General features: G+C 63.8%; 23 protein-coding genes. 20 read left to right on the top strand and 3 right to left on the bottom strand.

The window, feature by feature from the left end; genetic code table 11:
• Positions 1-5: 5 nt before the first annotated feature.
• Together leuB and GRI59_RS11585 are read left to right on the top strand one after the other, a co-directional pair.
• Positions 6-1,064 (top strand): 3-isopropylmalate dehydrogenase, encoded by a 1,059-nt coding sequence (leuB, locus tag GRI59_RS11590; protein ID WP_160761304.1) that lies wholly within the window; start codon positions 6-8, stop codon positions 1,062-1,064.
• 127 nt (positions 1,065-1,191) lie between these two features.
• The gene (locus tag GRI59_RS11585; protein ID WP_160761303.1) at positions 1,192-2,286 is read left to right on the top strand and encodes a glycosyltransferase; all 1,095 of its coding nucleotides are present in this window, start codon (positions 1,192-1,194) and stop codon (positions 2,284-2,286) included.
• Between the two features lie 2 nt (positions 2,287-2,288).
• On the opposite strand, the gene GRI59_RS11580 is transcribed toward GRI59_RS11585, so the two are convergent.
• The 3 genes from GRI59_RS11580 to GRI59_RS11570 are packed head-to-tail and all read right to left on the bottom strand — an operon-like array spanning position 2,289 to position 4,441.
• Complete coding sequence (locus tag GRI59_RS11580) at positions 2,289-2,657, bottom strand: hypothetical protein (protein ID WP_160761302.1); 369 nt, start codon at positions 2,655-2,657, stop codon at positions 2,289-2,291.
• Complete coding sequence (locus GRI59_RS11575) at positions 2,657-3,991, bottom strand: phospholipid carrier-dependent glycosyltransferase (RefSeq protein ID WP_160761301.1); 1,335 nt, start codon at positions 3,989-3,991, stop codon at positions 2,657-2,659. The genes GRI59_RS11580 and GRI59_RS11575 overlap by 1 nt, the downstream gene beginning before the upstream one ends.
• Positions 3,992-4,033: 42 nt before the next feature.
• Complete coding sequence (locus GRI59_RS11570; protein ID WP_160761300.1) at positions 4,034-4,441, bottom strand: hypothetical protein; 408 nt, start codon at positions 4,439-4,441, stop codon at positions 4,034-4,036.
• 75 nt (positions 4,442-4,516) lie between these two features.
• Between GRI59_RS11570 and GRI59_RS11565 the strand changes: the two genes are divergently transcribed.
• From GRI59_RS11565 to rplV, 18 genes are all read left to right on the top strand, one after another.
• On the top strand, positions 4,517-5,077 hold the full coding sequence (locus GRI59_RS11565) for a TetR/AcrR family transcriptional regulator (RefSeq protein ID WP_237440783.1): 561 nt from the start codon (positions 4,517-4,519) through the stop codon (positions 5,075-5,077).
• 11 nt (positions 5,078-5,088) lie between these two features.
• Positions 5,089-6,306, top strand: coding sequence for a trans-sulfuration enzyme family protein (locus GRI59_RS11560; protein WP_160761299.1), 1,218 nt, complete (start codon positions 5,089-5,091; stop codon positions 6,304-6,306).
• 245 nt (positions 6,307-6,551) lie between these two features.
• Entirely contained in the window at positions 6,552-7,172 is a 621-nt protein-coding gene (locus tag GRI59_RS11555; protein WP_160761298.1) for a 2-hydroxychromene-2-carboxylate isomerase, read from the top strand.
• A gap of 138 nt (positions 7,173-7,310) precedes the next feature.
• The gene (locus GRI59_RS11550; RefSeq protein ID WP_160761297.1) at positions 7,311-9,290 is read left to right on the top strand and encodes an alpha/beta hydrolase family protein; all 1,980 of its coding nucleotides are present in this window, start codon (positions 7,311-7,313) and stop codon (positions 9,288-9,290) included.
• A gap of 112 nt (positions 9,291-9,402) precedes the next feature.
• Entirely contained in the window at positions 9,403-9,816 is a 414-nt protein-coding gene (gene apaG / locus GRI59_RS11545; protein WP_160761296.1) for a Co2+/Mg2+ efflux protein ApaG, read from the top strand.
• A 40-nt stretch (positions 9,817-9,856) separates the two neighbouring features.
• Positions 9,857-10,648, top strand: coding sequence for a LysR family transcriptional regulator (locus GRI59_RS11540; protein ID WP_160761295.1), 792 nt, complete (start codon positions 9,857-9,859; stop codon positions 10,646-10,648).
• 433 nt (positions 10,649-11,081) lie between these two features.
• Complete coding sequence (locus tag GRI59_RS11535) at positions 11,082-11,309, top strand: hypothetical protein (RefSeq protein ID WP_160761294.1); 228 nt, start codon at positions 11,082-11,084, stop codon at positions 11,307-11,309.
• A 927-nt stretch (positions 11,310-12,236) separates the two neighbouring features.
• The gene (gene rpsL, locus GRI59_RS11530) at positions 12,237-12,608 is read left to right on the top strand and encodes a 30S ribosomal protein S12 (RefSeq protein WP_054118152.1); all 372 of its coding nucleotides are present in this window, start codon (positions 12,237-12,239) and stop codon (positions 12,606-12,608) included.
• Positions 12,609-12,735: 127 nt separating this feature from the next.
• Positions 12,736-13,206 (top strand): 30S ribosomal protein S7, encoded by a 471-nt coding sequence (rpsG, locus tag GRI59_RS11525; RefSeq protein WP_160761293.1) that lies wholly within the window; start codon positions 12,736-12,738, stop codon positions 13,204-13,206.
• A 119-nt stretch (positions 13,207-13,325) separates the two neighbouring features.
• The gene (gene fusA / locus GRI59_RS11520) at positions 13,326-15,413 is read left to right on the top strand and encodes an elongation factor G (RefSeq protein WP_160761292.1); all 2,088 of its coding nucleotides are present in this window, start codon (positions 13,326-13,328) and stop codon (positions 15,411-15,413) included.
• A 95-nt stretch (positions 15,414-15,508) separates the two neighbouring features.
• Positions 15,509-16,699, top strand: a complete 1,191-nt coding sequence (tuf, locus tag GRI59_RS11515; protein ID WP_160761291.1) for an elongation factor Tu — start codon at positions 15,509-15,511, stop codon at positions 16,697-16,699.
• 390 nt (positions 16,700-17,089) lie between these two features.
• On the top strand, positions 17,090-17,401 hold the full coding sequence (gene rpsJ / locus GRI59_RS11510) for a 30S ribosomal protein S10 (RefSeq protein ID WP_017665146.1): 312 nt from the start codon (positions 17,090-17,092) through the stop codon (positions 17,399-17,401).
• Between the two features lie 271 nt (positions 17,402-17,672).
• The gene (gene rplC, locus GRI59_RS11505; protein ID WP_160761290.1) at positions 17,673-18,467 is read left to right on the top strand and encodes a 50S ribosomal protein L3; all 795 of its coding nucleotides are present in this window, start codon (positions 17,673-17,675) and stop codon (positions 18,465-18,467) included.
• A 3-nt stretch (positions 18,468-18,470) separates the two neighbouring features.
• A complete protein-coding gene (rplD, locus tag GRI59_RS11500; RefSeq protein WP_160761289.1) occupies positions 18,471-19,100 on the top strand; it encodes a 50S ribosomal protein L4 in 630 nt (209 codons plus the stop codon).
• Positions 19,093-19,401, top strand: coding sequence for a 50S ribosomal protein L23 (locus GRI59_RS11495; protein ID WP_160761288.1), 309 nt, complete (start codon positions 19,093-19,095; stop codon positions 19,399-19,401). Before rplD ends, GRI59_RS11495 begins: the two co-directional genes overlap by 8 nt.
• 23 nt (positions 19,402-19,424) lie before the next feature.
• Positions 19,425-20,261 (top strand): 50S ribosomal protein L2, encoded by an 837-nt coding sequence (rplB, locus tag GRI59_RS11490; RefSeq protein WP_160761287.1) that lies wholly within the window; start codon positions 19,425-19,427, stop codon positions 20,259-20,261.
• Positions 20,262-20,267: 6 nt separating this feature from the next.
• Positions 20,268-20,543, top strand: a complete 276-nt coding sequence (rpsS, locus tag GRI59_RS11485; RefSeq protein WP_160761286.1) for a 30S ribosomal protein S19 — start codon at positions 20,268-20,270, stop codon at positions 20,541-20,543.
• The gene (rplV, locus tag GRI59_RS11480; protein WP_054118161.1) at positions 20,543-20,920 is read left to right on the top strand and encodes a 50S ribosomal protein L22; all 378 of its coding nucleotides are present in this window, start codon (positions 20,543-20,545) and stop codon (positions 20,918-20,920) included. Before rpsS ends, rplV begins: the two co-directional genes overlap by 1 nt.
• Position 20,921 lies beyond the last annotated feature (1 nt).

Here is a 20,921-nt window from a genome sequence, read left to right as displayed (position 1 = left end):
TTACCATGAAAATCGCAGTCTTGCCCGGCGACGGGATTGGCCCTGAGGTCACGGCAGAGGCGGTGGCGGTGCTGGAGGCGCTCGGTTTGCCGGGATTGACGCTGTTTACCGGCGATGTCGGCGGCGCGGCCTATCATCGCCACGGGCACCCGCTCCCCGAAGAGACGCTGGTCATGGCGCGCGCGGCGGACGCGATCCTGTTCGGCGCGGTGGGCGATCCGGCCTGCGACGCGCTGGAGCGCCACCTGCGCCCGGAGCAGGCGATCCTGGGCTTACGCAAACATCTCGGCCTGTTCGCCAACTTGCGCCCGGCGCGGGTGTTTGCGGGGCTGGAGCGCCTTTCGCCGCTGCGGGCTGACATCGCGACGGGGCTCGATATGCTGATCGTGCGCGAGCTGACCGGCGATGTCTATTTCGGCGCCAAAGGCCAGCGCACCAATGATGCAGGCGAGCGTGAAGGCTGGGACGCGATGTCCTATGCCGACAGCGAAGTGCGCCGCATTGCCCATGTCGCTTTCCGCGCGGCGGCAAGTTCGGGCCTGCCGCTGATCAGCGTCGACAAGGCCAATGTGCTCGAAACCAGCCAGTTGTGGCGTGATGTGGTGGTGGAAGTGGCTGCCGAATACCCCGGCGTGACGCTCGACCACATGTATGTCGATAATGCCGCGATGCAGGTGGTGAGCCACCCGGAACGCTTCGGCGTGGTGCTGACCGGCAATCTGTTCGGCGATATTCTCTCCGATCTGGCGAGCGCGGCGGTGGGTTCGATCGGCCTGCTGCCGAGCGCTTCGCTAGGTGAGCGTGAGACCGAGTTTGGCACCTTCGGCCTCTATGAACCGATCCACGGCAGTGCGCCCGATATTGCCGGGCAGGGCAAGGCCAACCCGATGGCGACGATCCTGTCGGCCGCGATGATGCTGCGCCATTCCTTCGGGCTGGAGGCTGAAGCCGTGCGGATCGAGACCGCCGTGGCCGCAGCGCTGGCGGACGGCATCCTCGGCGGCGATCTGGGCGGCAGTCACGGCACAGCGGCCATCGGCGCTGCGGTGCGGGAGCGGCTGTAGCGCCCCCGGTGAGCCTGCGAGTTATGGTTTATAAAGAACTATCGTGCATGAGGGGGCGATGGAATATGGGACCCTTCCAAGCACCGCCAGCATCCGAGCAACGCCGCGCCGCGCGGTGGGAGAAGCCATGACGCTCGACCTCGCGATCATCCTGCCGACCCTTAACGAGCGCGGCAATCTCGGCCCGCTGGTCGAGCGGATCGACCGCGCGATCGGGACGGCGGCGGTGTGGGAAGTGATCATCGTCGATGATGACAGCAAGGACGGCACGGCGGACGAAGCGCGCGTGTTGGCGCTGATCGATCCCCGCGTGCGAGTGATCCAGCGCATTGGGCGGCGCGGGCTGGCGAGCGCGGCCATCGAAGGCTTCTGCGCGACCGCCGCGCCGTATGTCGCGGTAATGGACGCCGACCACCAGCATGATCCGGCGCTCCTGCCGGGGATGCTCACCGCGCTGAAATCGGGTGAGGCCGAAATCTGCGTCGCCAGCCGCTTTGCCGAGGGCGCCAGCACTGCCGAGTGGGCTGCGCCCGAGCGTGAGAAGCTGTCGACTTACGCCAACGCGCTCGCCCGCAAAATCACCGGCGTGGAGCTGAGCGATCCGATGAGCGGATACTTCATGCTCCCCGCCGCGACCGCGCGCGCGCTGGTGCCGCGCCTGTCAGGCATCGGGTTCAAGATTCTGCTCGACTTGCTCGCAACCGCCGATGCGCCGATGACCGTCAAGGAATTCCCCCTCAATTTCGCGGCCCGCCGCGAAGGAGAAAGCAAGCTGGACCGCGCCATTCTGTTCGATTTCCTCGCCGGGCTTTACGACAAGACGCTCGGCAAGGTGATCCCGACCCGCTTTGCTCTGTTCGGGACCGTCGGCGCGTTCGGCGTGCTGGTGCATTTCGTGGTGCTGAGCGTGCTGCTGTTCGCGCTGGGCGAGCGGTTCGCGATTGCGCAGACCGCGGCTGTGCTGGTGGCGATGAGCTTCAATTTCTGGCTCAACAATTGGCTTACCTATCGCGACAAGCGGTTGGTGGGCGCGGTGGCGCTGCTGCGCGGCTGGCTGGGCTTCATCGCAACCTGCGCGATTGGGGCCTTCGCCAATGTGGCGATTGCGACCTTCATGGAAGGCAGCGGCATCCACTGGGTGCTGGCGGCGCTGGCGGGGATCGTGGTGGGGTCGGTGTGGAACTACGCTCTGTCCAGCCGCTTTGTGTGGGGGCGGTTCTAGGCCTACTCACCGCTGCTGGGCGCAGGAGGCACTGCGAAAGTCATTTTGCCGGCAACGCAGCGTTGGTTCGGAACATCGGTGCTGACCGCCGCCATCATCCTCGGCATGATTCTGAGCATCAGTTGCTTCTGCGCGGGCGTTAGCGCTTGGCGCGAGGCGAAGCGGCAGCGCGTCATCCGACCATTGGCATCAACCGCGCAGGCATAGTCGATCACCCAAGGCGACGGTGCCAGCCGGTCGAGATGCATTGGCGTCGCCCTGTTCATGGCTTGTTGGTCGACGATCACCTTCCCGGCGATCTGCGGGCAATTGAACTGATCATCCATGAGTGCTGGTGCCAGCAGAACGAGCATCAGACCAATAGGGTTCATCACCGCCACCCATCCAGCCACATCCACGCAACATAAGCGTCCGCGCGCGCCAGCGGTAGGGCGGCGATAATGGGGAAGAACCACGCGAACACCGCCGCGGATGCCGCCGGGATGGCCCAAGCCAGCCACCGGCCACGCGGCAGGCGGCGCAGGTCGCTGCAAGCCAGCGCCAGCGCCGCGAGCAGGAAGAAACTCGGCACGAAGTAGTGGTAATAGAACTGCACCGGCTTCGGCGCGATCAGCCATAGGCCGAGGCTCGCGCCGTAGCCGATCACCGCACCCAGCCGCGCCCAGTCTCGCACCCACACGCCCCGCGCAAGGCACCACAGCAGCGCGGGCAGCCCCAGCCACATCGTCAGCGGATTGCCGATCAGCAGCACACCGCGCTGCGCCCCGTCGATCGGCTCGTAGAGATACCAGATCCCGCGCAGGTTCAGCACCCATTGCGGCCAGGTGCTCATGTAGCGGTGCGGGGTCATCAGCTGGCTTTGCAGCGCGAAGATATCGCGGTGAAAGCCGATCAACCCTTTCTCGGCCAGCGGCGAGGGGCGGAGATATTCGGCCAGCCAATAGCCGGGCAGGAAGGTGAGGGCATAAACCACCAGCGGCACGATCCCGAGCCACACGAAGGCCTCGACCAGCGTGATCCCCGGCACAGGCGCGCCCCGGCGGCTGAGCAGCAGGCGGCGGCGTCCGGCGAGCGCGCGGGCGATGAAGAACGTCAGCCCCGGCACTATGGCGAGCGGGATCGCGTTCCACTTGGCTCCGAGGGCGCAGCCAATGGCGATCCCGGTCAAAGCCAGCCTACGCCGCCCGGTCTCCGGCTGGGCGCAGGCACCGACAAACTGCCACGCGGCTACACACAGCCCCGCGACCATCACCATGTCGAGCATCGCGATCCGTGCGTGGATGAACAGGTGGAAGCCGGTTGCCAGCAGCACTGCGAAAGCCAGCGTGGCAAAACGGTCCGCACTGGCGTACCACAGCGTTCGCACAGCCGCGAAATAGGCCAGCATCCCGCACAGCCACGGCATGATCCGCCAGCCCAGCGGATTGTCTCCGAACACGCCCATGCTTAGCGCAATCAGAAGCTTGGCGAGTAGCGGATGCTCACGGTTGAGATATGCGCCCTGGCCTTCGGTAAACAGCGAGAGGATTTCGCGCGCGGCGGGGAGGTAGTGGACCTCGTCGAAATAGGGGATCGAGGGGATCGCCAGCCGCCACCCGGTCAGCAAGGCGAACAGCCCGGTCAGCGCCAGAACCCACGCCAGCGGATCACGCGGATGCGGCGGCGAGTGGGCAGGGTGAGAGGGGGACGCTTGCGCCTCGGCCATGGCGCGCGATTAGGGAGGGCCGCGCGCCAGAGCAAGCGTCGATTAGGCGGCGCGTGTGGTCGACTGTCCCTCCAGCCAGAACAACCGTGAACACATCGCCAGCAATCCGATGCTCGCGGTCGCCAGAATGAACAGGGTCCACAGGATTAGGTTCATCCCCTGCGCCTTGGCGCGCGGGAGGATCAGGAAATAGGCGACGCTGAGCGAGAACAGCAGGTCCCACCAAACCTGCACGCCCCACAGATTGCTAGTGTGATTGAGCACCACCGGGAACACGCCTTCGGCGGCGATGGTGACGGCGCTGAACGCCGAAAAGCCTGCGGAGAGCGCGCCCGCTAGCAGCGCATTGCCCGGCGCCTCGGGGCGCAGCAACATGGTCAGCACGGCGGCCACGGTAAAGACCAGCCCGCCGCCGGCGAGCGCAAGAAAGGGGGTGAGTTCAGTGGGCATGAGCGCGATCCTCCTGATATGTAGCGACTGCTACGTGAACTTGTAGCAAGCCCCTCCCGCCGCTACAAGCGCCTCATGGCCGATGCTCCAAAAAAGCCCCCAATGACCAAGGACAGCCTGCTGCCGCTGCTGACCGCGCATGTGCTCGCGCATGGGCTGGGCGGAGCGAGCCTACGGCCGCTGGCCAAAGCGGCGGGCACGTCGGACCGGATGCTGATCTACCATTTCGGCACCAAGGAAGCGCTGATCGTCGATCTGCTTGGCTATATCGCCAAGGTCTATGCCGCCGCGCTCGACGCCGCGATGGGGAGCGAGCGTGCCGCCACCCGCGCCGATGTGGTCGCTCGCATTCTCGCCCACGGCGATGCGCCCGCGATGCAGCCGTTCATGCGGCTATGGTGGGAGATTGTTGCAGGCGCCGCGCGCGATCTGCCCGGATACCAGATAGCGGCGCAGACGATGATGGCCGAGCTGCTCGGCTGGCTGGAAGGGCAAATGCCCGCAGGCGACCCCGATCCCCAAGGCGGCGCACGCTATCTGATGACTGTGATCGAGGGGACCGCGATGCTCACCGCTGTCGGCCACGGCGATACCGCGCAGCAAGGCCTGCTTGCGGGCGGGCTTTTGCCGTCCTAGAGGCCCAATCCATGAAGAAGACCACCGGCATGGACCGCGCCGCCACGGCAAACTGGCGCCCCGCAACCCGCGCGCTGCGCGGCGGCACCTGGCGCAGCGAGCATGGGGAGACCAGCGAGGCGTTGTTCCTCACCTCGGGCTACACCTATGACGACGCCCAGACCGTCGCCGACCGCTTTGCGGGCACGGCACAGGGCATGACCTATTCGCGCCTCCAGAACCCGACCGTGGCGATGCTGGAAGAACGCATTGCGCTGATGGAGGGGGCCGAGGCCTGCCGCACACAGGCGACCGGGATGGCGGCGATGACAGCGGCTTTGCTGTGCCAGCTGGCGACGGGCGATCACGTGGTCGCCGCGCGCGCCGCGTTCGGGAGCTGCCGCTGGCTCTGCGATCAATTGCTCCCGAAGTTCGGGATCGACGTCACCATCATCGACAGCGCCGACAACGCCGCGTGGGAGGCCGCGATCCGGCCCAACACCAAGGTGTTCTTCTTCGAGACCCCGGCCAACCCGACGCTCGACATCGTCGATCTCGCTTACGTCTGCGGCCTTGCCCGCACGCACGGGATCACCACCGTGGTCGACAACGCCTTCGCCTCGCCGGTGTTGCAGCGGCCGATGGAATATGGCGCGGATGTGGTCGCCTATTCTGCCACCAAGCTGATGGACGGGCAGGGCCGGGTGCTGGCGGGCGCGATCTGTTCGAGCAAGCAGTGGATCGACGAGGTGTTGATGCCGTTTCAGCGCAACACCGGGCCGACGCTCTCTGCCTTCAACGCCTGGGTGGTGCTCAAGGGTCTGGAGACGCTCCCGCTGCGCGCCTTCAAGCAATCCGAACAAGCCGTGGCGCTGGGCGAATTCCTCGAACCGCGCGTCACCAAGGCGGGCGGGCACCTGCTCCACCCCGGCCTGCCGAGCCACCCGCAGCACAATCTGGCGATGGCCCAGATGGACGCAACCGGCCCGATCTTCGCGCTAGACGTCGGCACGCGGGCGCGCGCCTTTGCGGTGCTCGATGCGCTGAAGCTGGTCGATATCTCCAACAATATCGGCGATGCGCGCAGCCTGATGTGCCACCCGGCCTCCAGCACCCATGCCAACATGGGCGACGAAGCGCGCGCGGCGATGGGCGTGACTGAGGGGCTCTTGCGGATCAACGTCGGGCTGGAAGACATCGCCGATCTGGTCGAGGACATGGATCAGGCGCTTAGCGCGGCGGGGATGTAGAAAAGTTCGTTTCTCGCAGAGACGCGGAGAAGAAGGAGGGACGCGGAGATGTTGGCACCGGCGGCGGAGCCGCGCTCAGGCATCGGGGCCGCCGCGACATTCGATCAAGCGTGTCGGTGCCTGCGGCGCAGACGATCGCCTCTGCGTCTCTCTTTCCTCTGCGTCTCTCTTTCCTCTGCGTCTCTCTTTCCTCTGCGTCTCTGCGAGAAACCCCTTCACTTCCGTAACAACAAGGAACCTGACCAATGGCCAACCGCGTTGAACTCGTGTTCGATTTCGTCAGCCCCAACGCCTATCTGATCTGGTGGCCGCTGCGCGAACTCGTCAACCGTTATGAGGCGGAACTGGATGTTATTCCGGTGTTCCTCGGCGGGATGCACAAGCTCACCGGCAATGCGCCGCCGATGATCCGGGATGCGGAGGTGAAGGGGAAGAACGAATACGCGATGCTGGAGATGAACCGCTTCATCACGAGGCACGGGCTTGGCAAGTATCGCCTCCATCCGCAGTTCCCGTTCAACTCGATCACGCTCCAGCGGATGCTGTTCGCCGCCGATCAGGACGGGCGCGGGGTGCAGTTCGTGGAAGGCTTGCTCCGCCCGATCTGGGAGGACGGCCTCGACATCACCTCACCCGAAGCGATCGGCGCGGCGCTGACTGCGGCGGGCTTTGACGCCGCCGATCTGTTCGCCCGCGCGCAGACCGACGCGGTCAAGCAAGGCCTTGTCGCCAACACCGATGCGGTGGTCGCGCGCGGGGCCTTCGGTATCCCGACAATGTTCGTGGGGCCGAAAGGCGCGGCAAACGAGATGTTCTTTGGCAAGGAACGCCTCGGCCAGATTGAGGAACTGCTCGCCAAGGGCTGACATCGCGCCCGCGCACTATCGCATTCCGCTTGCCATTGATGCGCCAAAACATAGGCTTGGCGAATCAGGGCGGAAGCAAGGGATCAGGCGCGCGTGCAGAGAATTTTCCGTAGGGGTTTAGCGCTTGTCGCCGGGCTGATGCTGGCGTCAGGCATCGGTGGCGCTGCGCAAGAGCCGGCGCCAACGCCGGTAGCGGCCGCCACAGACGCGCGCGCGCCGCTGGAACTCCCGCCGCCGCAGATCGCGATCAAGGACTTCGCCGGGCGCTCGGCCTTCTGGGACGGCAAGCTTTCGCCAGACGGCAGCAAATTTTCCTACCTCCGCCGCAAGGACGGGAACACGCAGTTCATCATCGCTGACGTTTCCACCCGTAAGCTGGTGCACGCCTTTGGCACGGACCCTTCCGACCAGTTCGAATGGTACAACTGGGTTAGCGACGACAAGCTGTTGTTCTCGGTCTCAACCGCCGGCACCTTCATGGGCGAGGATGTGCGCTACACCCGCCTGATCCTCGTCGATGTGACCACCGGCGTCATGAGCCCCTTGTTCGGCCGCACCAATGTGGTCGAAGGCGACAATGTCATCCACTATGCCGAGGATGGCTCCTACATCCTCGTCTCGATCCAAAAGACGATCTACGATTACCCCTCGGTCATGCGCCACGAACTGATGCCTGACGGCAAGGTCACCACTGTCCAGCAGCCGCGCGACGGGGTGTGGAACTGGACCGCCGACAATAACGGCGTGGTGCGGATGGGCGCGGGCTGGTTGGATGGGCGGCTGAAGGTCTATTACCGCTCCGACGCCACCGGCGAGCTGAAGCTCGTCGCCCGCGTCAAGGAAAGCGAGAAAACCACCGACAGGTATTGGGACGCGGTCCAGATCCTTGGCGGATCGGACGAAGGCTATGTCCTGTCTGAAGGCGAGACCGGGCGCGTCGGTCTGCGTCGCTACAACTTCGCCACTCGCGAAATGCTCGAGACGATCTACGAACACCCCGAATGGGACATCGATAGCGTCGGGCTGAAAGACGGCCAGCCCTACGCCGCCTATTACACTGCTGACCGGGACGAGGTACACTACTTCGACCCCGCCGTGCGCAAGCAGCACGCGGCCCTGCGCAAGGCGCTCGGCGATGTCGAGGTGTGGGTGCCCAGCCGCGCCAAGGACGGCTCGCGGATGCTGGTCTATGCCGGGAACGAGGCCGATCCCGGCGTGCTCTATATGTACGAGCCTGCGGGCAAGATCCTGAAGGAAATGGCGCAATACCGCCCCACGCTCGATTTCCAGGCGCTCGCGAGCCCCAAGCCGATGCAATACACTGCGCGCGATGGCGCGGTGATCCGCGGCTATCTCACCCTGCCGCGCGGACGCGAAGCCAAGGGCCTGCCGCTGATCATCATGCCTCACGGCGGGCCTTACGGCATTCGCGACAAGCTTACCTATAACGACGAGGTCCAGCTGCTCGCCAACCGTGGCTATGCCGTGCTGCAACCCAATTTCCGCGGGTCAGGCGGGTATGGCGAGGCGTTCTTCGAGCTTGGCACCGGGCAGATTGGGCGCATGATGCAGGACGATCTCGACGACGCGATGGATTGGGCGGTGAAGGAGGGCATTGCCGATCCGGCGCGGGTGTGTGTCGTCGGCGGCTCCTATGGCGGTTATGCCGCGATGTGGGCGGTGCTGCGCAATCCCGAACGCTACCGCTGCGCGGCGAGTTGGGCAGGGGTGACCGATCTGGAGAAGCAGCTGCGTTACGACAGCCAGTCCTTCAGCCGCGGCGGATACAAGCGCTGGCGGGACCGGGTGCGCGGGCAGGGCGTGGCTGAGGTCAAGACGGTCTCACCGATGGGCCACGCGGCCAAGCTCAACCGCCCGCTGCTGCTGGCGCATGGGACCAAGGATATTGTGGTGCCCTTTAGCCAGTACAACATGTTCGAAAAGGCCACCCGCGAAGCGCCGATGCGCCCGCAGACGCTGGTGATCAAGGACGAAGGCCACAGCTTCTCGACCTCAGAGAACGAGCAGCAATGGTACGAGGCGCTGACGGGGTTTCTGGCGAAGCACAATCCGCCCGATCCGGCGCCGGTAACGGTCGCCGCCGCAAGCGCGCCCTGATGGGTCTGGGTCGGGTGAGGGGCAAAAACTCTCCGCCATTCGGAACACAGCTGGGACTAAGCGCGTTGCCCCCCTTGTGACCCGGCGAAGAATCGCTAACTTGCGAGGCGATATGAAAGAGTTTTTCCAGCACGCCGCCACGACCGATGGGGTCACTGTCCGGGTAGCCGTCAACTACCTGCCGGAACAGTCGCATCCGGAGGCGGGCAAGTGGTTCTGGGTCTATCACATCCGCATCGAGAACGCCTCGCACGAAGCCATGCGCCTGCGCACGCGCCACTGGCGCATCACCGATGGGCGCGGGATGGTGAACCATGTCGATGGCGAAGGCGTAGTGGGCGAACAGCCGCTGCTCACGCCGGGGCAGAGCCACGACTACGTCTCGGGCTGCCCGCTGACGACGCCGTTCGGCTCGATGGAGGGGTTCTACACCTTCGAGCGCGCCGATGGCTCGCCCACCGAAGTGCGCATCCCGTTCTTCCCGCTCGCCGCGCCGGAAACGGCTGAGGGCCGCACGCCGCGCTGACTCTTGCGATAGGCGCAAAGCGGGCCTAATCGCATCTCCCGTGAAGCGCACCCACTTGCCCCTCAACGCCTTGCGCGTGTTCGATGCCGCTGCGCGGCACCTCTCCTTCACCCGTGCTGCGGACGAGCTGGCGGTCACCCCCGCCGCCGTCGGCCAGCAGATCCGCGCGCTCGAGGACGTCCTCGGCGTCGTCCTGTTCCGCCGCACCTCCAAGGGCCTCGAACTCACGCCCGAGGGTGAGGCCGGGCTCGACCCCTTGCGCGAAGGGTTCATGCGGTTCGAGGAGAGCGTCGCCGCGATGCAGGCGGGCCAGGCCTCCGACCGTTACACCATCGCCGTCCCGCGCGAGTTCTACGCCGAGTGGCTCGCCCCCCGCCTCGCCAAGTTCCAGGCGGACACCCCCGGCGTCCAGTACATCCTCGCACCCGACGAGCACGCCGATTTCACCGAGGCGAACCTCGATCTCGCGATCCGGCTGGTCGACGGGCCGGGCGAGCTCCAGGGCGTGCAACTCGCCCCCGCCATGCGCGTCACCGTCGCCGCGCCGGAGTACCGCGAGGCGTGGATCGACTGGCCGGGCATGACGCTGCCCGATGGCATCAACCCCTGCATCCGCGCCGGCTCCCCCGGACAGGCGCTCGCCTCAGCGCTGGCGGGGATGGGGCGCACGATCCTCCCCCTCGCGCTGGCCGAGCGCGCCATCGCCAGCGGCACCCTCACCGCCCTGACCGAGCCCGAGCCTGGCACCCGCGCCTACTGGCTGCTCGCCCCCCCGCCGCAATGGCGATCCAAGAAGGTGCGCGCGCTGGTCGGGTATCTGGCCGCCGACTGACCTCCCACGCCGGCCCAAGTTGCCGCGCCGTTACCGCCGCGCCTCCGCCCCGTTCAGCTGACGCGCTGTTGGAGACACAGGAGACACGGTGCAGAAACCAAAAACCGCCCCCCGCGCGAACGCTGCCGCCGCGCCGTTCGGCAACGGACGCGAGGCGAGGGGAGGGGGCGGGCTGGCGGGTCATGGCGCGCGGGGCAATTGCAGGTTTCGGCGGAGTAGGAAACCGCAAAGCCCCCTCGTCTTCAGGGGGGAGGGCGGCGTCCGTCCTCCCTTGTTCGTCACCCCGGGCTTGCCTGCCCCGACGCAGGCCGGCGATCCGGGGCTAGGCTTTCTTGGGTTTCACGCGAAGACGCGAAGACGCGAAGAGGGCGGCGCGGGGGGCAGCGGGGTTCACGCAGAGACCGCAGAGGAGCAGAGAGACGCAGAGGGGCCTATGCCCACCAAGGCGATGCGCGATGAAATGACGGCGGCAGGCAAGTATGTCCATCCGACCATCGGACGCGAATATGATCGGTTGCAGGTGGTGACCATTGCCGAGATGTTCCCCGACGTTGAAAATGGCCGCCCGGCGCGTCGACTCGATCTTCCTTGGGCGCGCACCGATACAGTCAAGAAGGCTGCGGCCAAGGGCGATGCGGACAAGCAGCAGACGTTGCTGTGAAGGCCATACAACAGATCGAAGGAGAGTGGTGGTTTAGCGCGCGCTACGCATCTGGCCTACTGAACTCTACGACCAAGAAAGTTGAGGCGATGGCTACGCGTGGACTGGTCCGGTCTATTCAAGTCGAAAATACTTACTTGATCGCCGAGACGGACGTTACCAACCTTCGACGCAATCCTGATGCACTTAAGGCGATCAAAGAAGCCTCCAAGATGCCAGCTCACCCACGGAAGGGGGAGCGGATGCCGGACGGGACAAGCTACGTGGGTGACAGTAAGGCTCCGCGAAAGACCAAAGGTCGATTGGGCAATCCCTTGGCAGACGAGGGTCATCGCTGACACCCTTGACCCCAAGCAGCCCGCCTTCGCCAAGGAAGTAATCCAAACCCCGGCCTGCGCCGGGGTGACGAACGCGAGGGGCAGTGGCTCCGCGAGTCTGTTTGTTTTCGCCCTCAAGCGCCGGGCGGTGGACGTCCGTCCACCTTGGCTTACGCGCCATAAGGCGCGGCGGCCGGTCGGCCTTGCGGCGGCTGCGCCGCCGTAGCAGTGGCAAACGCGCCGTTCTTGGCCGCCGCTTGGTGCCACCGTCGCGGACGTTGGATGCATCCAACTCCCGCCTTGACCCCCCACCCAAACCCGCCTAAGGGCGCGCATCTTCCGGGGTCATTCCCGGTTTGAGCTGAACATTGGCGGTGCGTCTCCTTCGTGGGGGCAATCGTCAAAGTAACCCGGTGGCCGAAGGGCCGGATATGCGGGTGGAGCGTTTCAGTCTCTTCGTCATCCCGGCGAAAACCGGGATCTTGTGCCGCTGGCCATGCGCTTGCGGATAGCGGTCCCGGGTCAAGCCCGGGATGACGAATTGGCTTATTCTTCTCCCCCAACATCGTCCGGCACCCGTTCCACCCTCATCAGGTGAAGTGAGAACTTAATGCCGACAATCAACCAGCTGGTCCGCAAGGGCCGCGTTCCGCAGAAGGCCAAGTCCAAGGTCCCTGCGATGGAGCAGAACCCGCAGAAGCGCGGCGTTTGCACCCGCGTCTACACGACGACCCCGAAGAAGCCGAACTCGGCGCTGCGCAAGGTGGCCAAGGTTCGCCTGACCAACCAGCGCGAAGTCATCAGCTACATCCCCGGTGAAGGCCACAACCTGCAGGAGCACTCGGTTGTGCTGATCCGCGGCGGGCGTGTGCGCGACCTTCCCGGCGTGCGTTACCACGTCCTGCGCGGCGTGCTCGACACCCAGGGTGTGAAGGACCGCCGCAAGAGCCGCTCGAAGTACGGCGCCAAGCGTCCGAAGTAAGGCCTTTCCGCCGTCCCGGGCTTGACCCGGGATCCCGCTACCTGAGCCGCTCTCAAGGGCGCCGGGAAAGAAGCGGGGCCCCGGGTCAAGCCCGGGGAGGGGAATTCAAGAATTTGGAGACAAATCAATGTCACGTCGTCGTCGTCCCGAAAAGCGGGTCATCCTGCCCGATCCCCAGTATGGTGATCAGATCCTGTCGAAGTTCATGAACAACCTGATGTATGATGGTAAGAAGGCCGTCGCTGAAGGTATCGTGTACAACGCGCTCCAGACTGTCGAGGCCAAGGCCAAGGCGGACCCGATCCAGCTGTTCCATGATGCGCTGAACAATGTGAAGCCGCAGGTCGAAGTGCGCAGCCGCCGCGTTGGTGGTGCGACGTACCAGGTGCCGGTGGAAGTTCGCCCTGAGCGTGCTCAGGCGCTGGCGATCCGCTGGTTGATCACCGCCGCGCGCGGTCGTCCGGAAACCACCATGGCAGCGCGTCTGTCGGGTGAGCTGCTGGATGCGGCCAACAACCGCGGCAACGCGGTGAAGAAGCGCGAAGACACGCACCGCATGGCGGATGCGAACCGCGCCTTCTCGCATTACCGCTGGTAACACGCTGATTGTGGGCAGCCGGGGGAAGGGTCTTCCGGCTGTCACAATCATCACTATATGGAGCGCGCTGCGGGCCTCTTGCAGGACCGGGCCGCTTCTCCAACACCAAGGAATTCATCATGGCACGCAGCCATCCGATCGACCGCTACCGCAATATCGGCATTATGGCGCATATCGACGCCGGCAAGACCACCACGACCGAGCGGATCCTGTTCTACACCGGCAAGTCCTACAAGATCGGCGAAGTGCACGATGGCGCGGCGACGATGGACTGGATGGAGCAGGAGCAGGAGCGCGGGATCACGATCACCTCGGCCGCCACGACCTGCTTCTGGTCGGTCGCCGATGGTCCGGAACACCGCATCAACATCATCGACACGCCGGGACACGTGGACTTCACGATTGAAGTCGAACGTTCGCTGCGCGTGCTCGACGGCGCCGTGGCCTGCTTTGACGGCGTGGCCGGGGTTGAGCCCCAGTCCGAGACCGTTTGGCGTCAGGCCGACAAGTACGGCGTGCCGCGGATGTGCTTCATCAACAAGCTCGACCGCACCGGCGCCAACTTCAAGTATTGCGTCCAGTCGATCATCGATCGCCTGGGTGCGCGTCCGGCTGTGCTCTACATTCCGATCGGCCTCGAAGCCGATCTGAAGGGCCTGATCGACCTCGTTCACAACCGCGCGATCATCTGGAAGGACGAAGCGCTGGGCGCTGAATTCTTCTATGAAGAGATCCCGGCCGATCTGGCTGACGAAGCTGCAGTCTATCGCAGCGAACTGATCGAACTCGCCGTCGAACAGGACGACGAGGCGATGGAAGCCTATCTCGAAGGCAACGAGCCTGACACGGCGACGCTGAAGGCGCTGATCCGCAAGGGCACGCTCAACCAGTCGTTCGTGCCGGTGTGCTGCGGCTCGGCGTTCAAGAACAAGGGCGTTCAGCCCCTGCTCGACGCTGTGGTTGACTACCTGCCTTCGCCGCTCGACATTCCTGATGTCCAGGGCGTCAAGATGGACAGCGACGAGGCTGACAGCCGCCCCGCGACCGACGAAGCGCCGTTCAGCGCGCTCGCGTTCAAGGTTATGAACGATCCGTTCGTCGGCAGCCTGACCTTCATCCGCATCTATTCCGGTACGCTCGGCAAGGGCACCTACCTGAACTCGGTGAAGGACAAGAAGGAAAAGGTCGGTCGTATGCTCGAAATGCATGCGAACGAGCGTAAGGATGTGGACGAAGCCTTCGCGGGCGACATCATCGCGCTTGCCGGGATGAAGGAAACCACCACCGGTGACACGCTCTGCGCTGCCAATGCGCCGATCGTGCTCGAACGGATGGAATTCCCTGAGCCGGTGATCGAACTGTCGGTGGAGCCCAAGACCAAGGCTGACCAGGAAAAGATGGGCATCGCGCTCAACCGCCTGTCGGCTGAAGATCCCTCGTTCCGCGTCTCGACCGATCAGGAAAGCGGCCAGACCATCATCAAGGGCATGGGCGAATTGCACCTCGACATCATCGTCGATCGCATGCGCCGCGAATTCAAGGTTGAGGCCAATGTCGGTGCGCCGCAGGTGGCTTACCGTGAATACCTCGCCCGCGAAGTTGACGTGGATTACACCCACAAGAAGCAGTCGGGCGGCTCGGGCCAGTTCGGCCGCGTCAAGGTCACGGTCATCCCCGGTGAACGCGGCCAGGGCGTGATCTTCGAAGACGTGATCAAGGGCGGGAACATCCCGCGCGAATACATCCCGGCGATCGAAAAGGGCTTCCGCGAACAGGCTGCCAGCGGGCACCTGGTCGGCTTCCCGATCATCGATTTCAGCATCAAGCTGACCGATGGTGCGTACCACGACGTCGACTCGAGCGCGATCGCGTTCGAAATCGCCGCGCGGGGTGCAATGCGTGAAGTCGCTCAGAAGGCCGGGATCAAGCTGCTTGAGCCGATCATGAAGGTTGAAGTCATCACCCCGGATGAATATCTCGGTGACGTGATTGGCGACCTCAACTCGCGGCGTGGGCAGATCCAGGGCACTGACACCCGCGGCAATGCTCAGGCGGTCGAGGCCTTCGTGCCGCTCGCCAACATGTTCGGCTACGTCAATGAACTGCGCTCGTTCACGCAAGGACGCGCGAACTACTCAATGCAATTCTCGCACTATGACGAGGTTCCGGCCAACGTCGCAGCCGAGGTCAAGGAGAAACTTGCCTAAGCTGCTTCGGCAGTCTAGGGGCGGCGCCTGATTCAGCGGGCACCGCCGTTTTTCCCGCGAACACATCGTTTCATTCAAGAAGGTACACCAGAGAAATGGCTAAGGAAAAGTTCCAGCGGAATAAGCCGCACTGCAACATCGGCACCATCGGTCACGTTGACCATGGCAAGACCACGCTGACCGCCGCGATCACCAAGGTGATGGCTGAAACTTACGGCGGCGCTGCTGTCGATTTCGCCAACATCGACAAGGCTCCGGAAGAGCGTGAGCGCGGGATCACCATCTCGACCGCCCACGTCGAGTACGAATCGGCTGCGCGTCACTACGCTCACGTCGACTGCCCGGGTCACGCTGACTATGTGAAGAACATGATCACCGGTGCTGCCCAGATGGACGGCGCGATCCTCGTGGTGAACGCCGCTGACGGCCCGATGCCCCAGACCCGTGAGCACATCTTGCTCGCCCGTCAGGTCGGCGTTCCGGCGCTGGTCGTGTACATGAACAAGGTCGATCAGGTCGATGACGAGGAAATCCTCGAACTCGTCGAACTGGAAGTCCGCGAACTGCTGTCGTCGTACGATTTTGACGGTGATAACATTCCGATCATCAAGGGTTCGGCTCTGGCCGCTCTCGAAGGTCGCGATGACAACATCGGCAAGGATTCGGTGATTGCGCTGATCGAAGCTGTCGACAGCTTCATCCCGCAGCCCGACCGTCCGGTCGACAAGCCGTTCCTGATGCCGATCGAAGACGTGTTCTCGATCTCGGGTCGCGGCACCGTGGTGACCGGCCGTATCGAAACCGGCATCGTCAACGTGGGCGAAGAAGTCGAAATCGTCGGCATCAAGGACACCCGCAAGACCACCGTCACCGGCGTGGAAATGTTCCGCAAGCTGCTCGATCGCGGTGAAGCTGGCGACAACGTCGGCGCCCTGATCCGCGGCGTTGCCCGTGAAGACGTTGAGCGTGGCCAGGTTCTCTGCAAGCCCGGTACGGTTAAGCCGCACACCGAGTTCGAAGCCGAAGTTTACGTGCTGTCGAAGGATGAAGGTGGCCGTCACACGCCGTTCTTCGCCAACTATCGCCCGCAGTTCTACTTCCGCACCACCGACGTGACCGGCGAAGTGATCCTTCCCGAAGGCACCGAAATGGTGATGCCGGGCGATAACGTTTCGATCGGCGTCAAGCTGATCGCACCGATCGCCATGGACGAAGGCCTGCGCTTCGCAATCCGCGAAGGTGGCCGCACCGTGGGTTCGGGCGTCGTTGCCAAGATCACCAAGTAAGGTTCTGCTCCCGTCTGGGAGCTGACTGAACGCAAAGCAGGCCCGGCCGCTCATCTGAGCTGCCGGGCCTTTTTGTGTGAGGCGTATGCCTCGCAAAAGTGGTTGCGGGTTCCTCAGTATGGACGCGCGACCAGGGGTGAGGGCAGGGCAGTTTTGGCGGTTGGGCGTGGTCATTTCACCCACGCGCAATTTCCTTCCACTTGGGCCTTGCCAGAATCCCGCACGCTCCGTATAGGCGCGCATCCGCAGACGAGATTCGTCCCGTCTGTCACGAGTTTTGAAGAAGGCCGCCCGCTCTCGGGAAACCGGAATTGAGCGGGGCCGGCCTTTGTTTTTGGGAAATACCGGGTAACCGGTTGCTCCTTGGCTCTTTCGCATCGGTAGTAGGACATGGAAGCTCAGAATATCCGTATTCGCCTCAAGGCGTTTGACCACCGCGTTCTCGACCAGGCAACTGGTGAGATCGCCGATACGGCCCGCCGCACTGGCGCTCTTATTCGTGGCCCCATTCCCCTGCCGACGCGTATCGAGAAGTTTACCGTGAACCGCGGTCCGCACGTCGACAAGAAGTCGCGCGAGCAGTTCGAAGTTCGCACCTACAAGCGGTTGCTCGATATCGTGCAGCCCAACGCCCAGACCGTCGACGCGCTGATGAAGCTCGATCTGGCAGCTGGCGTAAACGTCGAGATCAAGCTGGCCTAAGCCAGCCGAAATGCCCCTGCTTCGGCAGGGGCCTCTATCGTTGAGGCCATATGCGCCTCACCTGACGATAGGGTGGATACCGCCGGATGAAAATCATCCGGGCTGCGTCCCCCGTCTCGCTCCAGCGGCCACCCGGCCAGCAGGAGCACTCAGCCCGGACGGGGCGATGCATGACAATTTGGGCTGAATTGGGCTGCGGCGTCTGACGCTGTGGCCTGCCATGCACCTTGCGGATGGTCCGTAGGGTGCCTCTGTTGAGGAGTAACTGACGATGCGCACCGGCGTTATCGCAAAGAAAGTCGGGATGACCCGCCTCTTCCAGGAGGACGGACGGCACGTGCCTGTGACCGTTCTCGCGCTGGAAGATTGCCAGGTGGTTTCGCACCGCACCGAAGACCGTGATGGCTACTTTGCCGTCCAGCTCGGCGCTGGCGAAGCCAAGCAAAAGAACGTTGCCAAGCCGCAGCGTGAACATTTCGCCAAGGCCGATGTCGGCCTGAAGAAGCGCGTCGCTGAATTCCGCGTCGAAAACGCCGATGGCCTCGTGCCGGTTGGTTCGACCATCAGCGCCGAGCATTTCATCGCTGGTCAGATGGTCGACATCACCGGCCACACACAGGGTAAGGGCTTTGCCGGCGCCATGAAGCGTTGGGGCTTCGGCGGTATGCGCGCCACCCACGGTGTGTCGATCTCCCACCGTGCCCACGGTTCGACGGGTAACCGTCAGGATCCGGGCCGCGTGTTCAAGGGCAAGAAGATGGCCGGCCACATGGGCGACCGTCAGCGCACCCAGCAGAACCTCGAAATCGTCCGCACCGATGCTGAGCGCGGTCTCCTTTTCGTCAAGGGTTCGGTCCCGGGCGCTAAGAATGGCTGGCTGCTCGTGCGTGACGCCGTGAAGCTTCCGCTTCCCGAAGGCGTGCCGTTCCCCGGCGCTGTGCTCTCGAAGCACGCCCCGCTGGCTGACGAGACCCCCTCGGTTATCGAACCTGCCGCCGAAGACGTGGTCGTGACCGAAGCCGTCGAAACCGACGCTCCGGCCACCGAAGAAAACAAGGAAGGCTGAGCCATGAAGATCAAGGTTCAGAACATCGACGGCACTGCGGTCAAGGGCGCAGACATCGAGCTTTCGGACGACGTGTTCGGCATTGAGCCGCGCGCTGACATCCTTCACCGGGTCGTTACCTGGCAGCTTGAGAACCGCCGCGGCACTGCCCGTCCGACGCGTGAGCGTTCGGACGTGGCCCGCACCGGCAAGAAGTTCGGCAAGCAGAAGGGCGGCGGTACCGCTCGTCACGGCGACCGTGCAGCTCCGATCTTCATCGGCGGCGGTAAGGCCCACGGCGCGCGCAAGCGTGACTTCGAGCAGTCGCTCAACAAGAAGATCCGTGCGCTCGGTCTCAAGATGGCGCTTTCGAGCAAGGCCAAGGACGGTCTCATTGTGGTCGATACGCTGGCACTCGCCGAAGCCAAGACCAAGGTCCTCAAGGGCCACCTCGCCAAGGCCGGCTTTGCGGGCAAGGTGCTGGTGATCGACGGCGAACAGGTTGATGCAGGCTTCAAGAAGGCTGCTGGTAACCTGCCGGGCATCAACGTGATGCCGGCCATGGGCGCCAACGTCTACGACATCCTCAACCACGACACGCTGGTGCTGACCAAGGCTGCTGTCGAAAAGCTGGAGGCGCGCTTCAATGGCTAAGAAGCAGACTGTCGATGCGCGTCACTATGACGTGATCATCGCGCCGCACATCACCGAAAAGTCGACCCTCGCGTCCGAGAACAACGCAGTGGTCTTCAAGGTCGCCAACTCGGCGACCAAGCCCCAGATCAAGGAAGCGATCGAGGCGATCTACGACAAGAAGGTCGTCGCCGTGAACACCCTGGTGGTCAAGGGCAAGACCAAGCGCTGGAAGGGCAAGGCCTATCAGCGCAGCGACGTGAAGAAGGCCATTGTCACCCTCGCTGAGGGTGAAATGATCGACATCACCAGCGGTATCTGAGGCCAAGGGACAGGACACGAACAATGGCACTCAAGAACTATAAACCGACCAGTCCCGCTCGCCGCGGTCTGATTTTGGTCGACAAGTCGGCCCTGTGGAAGGGCAAGCCGGTTAAGGCGCTTACCGAAGGTAAGCACAAGACCGGTGGCCGTAACAACAAGGGCCATGTCACCTCGCGTGGCATCGCCGGTGGTCACAAGCAGAAGTACCGCTTCATCGACTTCAAGCGTCGTAAGTGGGACATGCCGGCCACCGTCGAGCGTCTGGAATATGACCCCAACCGCACCGCCTTCATCGCACTCGTGAAGTACGAAGATGGTGAGCAGGCCTACATCATCGCTCCGCAGCGTCTCGCCGTTGGTGACACTGTTGTGGCCGGTGAGAAGACCGACACCAAGCCGGGCAACGCCATGTTGCTGGGTCAGATGCCGGTAGGTACCATTTGCCACAATGTGGAAATGAAGCCGGGCAAGGGCGGTCAGATCGCCCGTTCGGCCGGCACTTATGTGCAGGTCGTCGGTCGTGACCGCGCCATGGTCATCGTTCGCCTGAATTCGGGTGAGCAGCGATACCTGCGCGCCGATTGCATGGGCACTGTGGGTGCCGTGTCGAACCCCGACAACGGCAACCAGAACTTTGCCAAGGCTGGCCGCAAGCGTTGGATGGGCGTCCGCCCGCTGACCCGCGGTGTTGCGAAGAACCCGGTCGACCACCCGCACGGTGGTGGTGAAGGCCGGACCTCAGGTGGTCGCCATCCGGTGACCCCGTGGGGCAAGCCGACCAAGGGTGCCCGTACGCGCCATAACAAGCAGACGGACAAGATGATCATCCGTTCGCGTCACGCGAAGAAGAAGAGGTAAGAGACGATGGCACGTTCCGTCTGGAAAGGTCCGTTTGTCGAGCTGAGCCTGTTGAAGAAGGCTGAAAGCGCGCAGGAAGCGAGCAACGTCAAGCCGATCAAGACCTGGTCGCGGCGTTCGACGATTCTGCCGCAGTTCGTCGGGCTCACCTTCAATGTCTATAACGGGCACAAGTTCATTCCCGTTTCGGTTTCGGAAGAAATGGTCGGCCACAAGCTTGGTGAATTTGCGCCCACGCGCACCTTCCCCGGTCACGCTGCCGACAAGAAGGGCAAGCGCTGATGAGCAAGGCAAAGGCACCCCGCCGCGTGGGCGATAACGAGGCGCTGGCCGTCGGCACCACGATCCGTGGTTCGGCGCAGAAGCTCAACCTCGTTGCTGCCCTGATCCGTGGCAAGAAGGCTGAAGAGGCGTTGAACATTCTCGCCTTTTCGAAGCGGGCAATGGCGCGCGATGCGAGCAAGGTGCTCGCCTCCGCAATCGCCAATGCTGAAAACAACCACAACCTCGACGTTGATGCGTTGATCGTGGCGGAAGCTTCGGTCGGCAAGTCGGTGACGATGAAGCGGTTCCACACCCGCGGCCGCGGCAAGTCGACCCGGATCCTCAAGCCGTTCTCACGGCTGCGGATCGTCGTTCGCGAAGCAGAAGAGGCGTAAG

The organism is Erythrobacter ramosus (genome assembly GCF_009828055.1).
GTDB classification, from domain to species: domain Bacteria; phylum Pseudomonadota; class Alphaproteobacteria; order Sphingomonadales; family Sphingomonadaceae; genus Erythrobacter; species Erythrobacter ramosus.
This window is presented reverse-complemented; position numbering and strand designations above follow the sequence as displayed.

Excerpts from the sequence above, each read along its gene's own strand:
- leuB (WP_160761304.1), top strand. The coding sequence starts at position 6 with ATGAAAATCGCAGTCTTGCCCGGCGACGGGATTGGCCCTGAGGTCACG.
- GRI59_RS11585 (WP_160761303.1), top strand. The coding sequence starts at position 1,192 with ATGACGCTCGACCTCGCGATCATCCTGCCGACCCTTAACGAGCGCGGC.
- GRI59_RS11580 (WP_160761302.1), bottom strand. The coding sequence starts at position 2,657 with ATGAACCCTATTGGTCTGATGCTCGTTCTGCTGGCACCAGCACTCATG.
- GRI59_RS11575 (WP_160761301.1), bottom strand. The coding sequence starts at position 3,991 with ATGGCCGAGGCGCAAGCGTCCCCCTCTCACCCTGCCCACTCGCCGCCG.
- GRI59_RS11570 (WP_160761300.1), bottom strand. The coding sequence starts at position 4,441 with ATGCCCACTGAACTCACCCCCTTTCTTGCGCTCGCCGGCGGCGGGCTG.
- GRI59_RS11565 (WP_237440783.1), top strand. The coding sequence starts at position 4,517 with ATGGCCGATGCTCCAAAAAAGCCCCCAATGACCAAGGACAGCCTGCTG.
- GRI59_RS11560 (WP_160761299.1), top strand. The coding sequence starts at position 5,089 with ATGAAGAAGACCACCGGCATGGACCGCGCCGCCACGGCAAACTGGCGC.
- GRI59_RS11555 (WP_160761298.1), top strand. The coding sequence starts at position 6,552 with ATGGCCAACCGCGTTGAACTCGTGTTCGATTTCGTCAGCCCCAACGCC.
- GRI59_RS11550 (WP_160761297.1), top strand. The coding sequence starts at position 7,311 with ATGCTGGCGTCAGGCATCGGTGGCGCTGCGCAAGAGCCGGCGCCAACG.
- apaG (WP_160761296.1), top strand. The coding sequence starts at position 9,403 with ATGAAAGAGTTTTTCCAGCACGCCGCCACGACCGATGGGGTCACTGTC.
- GRI59_RS11535 (WP_160761294.1), top strand. The coding sequence starts at position 11,082 with ATGCCCACCAAGGCGATGCGCGATGAAATGACGGCGGCAGGCAAGTAT.
- rpsL (WP_054118152.1), top strand. The coding sequence starts at position 12,237 with ATGCCGACAATCAACCAGCTGGTCCGCAAGGGCCGCGTTCCGCAGAAG.
- rpsG (WP_160761293.1), top strand. The coding sequence starts at position 12,736 with ATGTCACGTCGTCGTCGTCCCGAAAAGCGGGTCATCCTGCCCGATCCC.
- fusA (WP_160761292.1), top strand. The coding sequence starts at position 13,326 with ATGGCACGCAGCCATCCGATCGACCGCTACCGCAATATCGGCATTATG.
- tuf (WP_160761291.1), top strand. The coding sequence starts at position 15,509 with ATGGCTAAGGAAAAGTTCCAGCGGAATAAGCCGCACTGCAACATCGGC.
- rpsJ (WP_017665146.1), top strand. The coding sequence starts at position 17,090 with ATGGAAGCTCAGAATATCCGTATTCGCCTCAAGGCGTTTGACCACCGC.
- rplC (WP_160761290.1), top strand. The coding sequence starts at position 17,673 with ATGCGCACCGGCGTTATCGCAAAGAAAGTCGGGATGACCCGCCTCTTC.
- rplD (WP_160761289.1), top strand. The coding sequence starts at position 18,471 with ATGAAGATCAAGGTTCAGAACATCGACGGCACTGCGGTCAAGGGCGCA.
- GRI59_RS11495 (WP_160761288.1), top strand. The coding sequence starts at position 19,093 with ATGGCTAAGAAGCAGACTGTCGATGCGCGTCACTATGACGTGATCATC.
- rplB (WP_160761287.1), top strand. The coding sequence starts at position 19,425 with ATGGCACTCAAGAACTATAAACCGACCAGTCCCGCTCGCCGCGGTCTG.
- rpsS (WP_160761286.1), top strand. The coding sequence starts at position 20,268 with ATGGCACGTTCCGTCTGGAAAGGTCCGTTTGTCGAGCTGAGCCTGTTG.
- rplV (WP_054118161.1), top strand. The coding sequence starts at position 20,543 with ATGAGCAAGGCAAAGGCACCCCGCCGCGTGGGCGATAACGAGGCGCTG.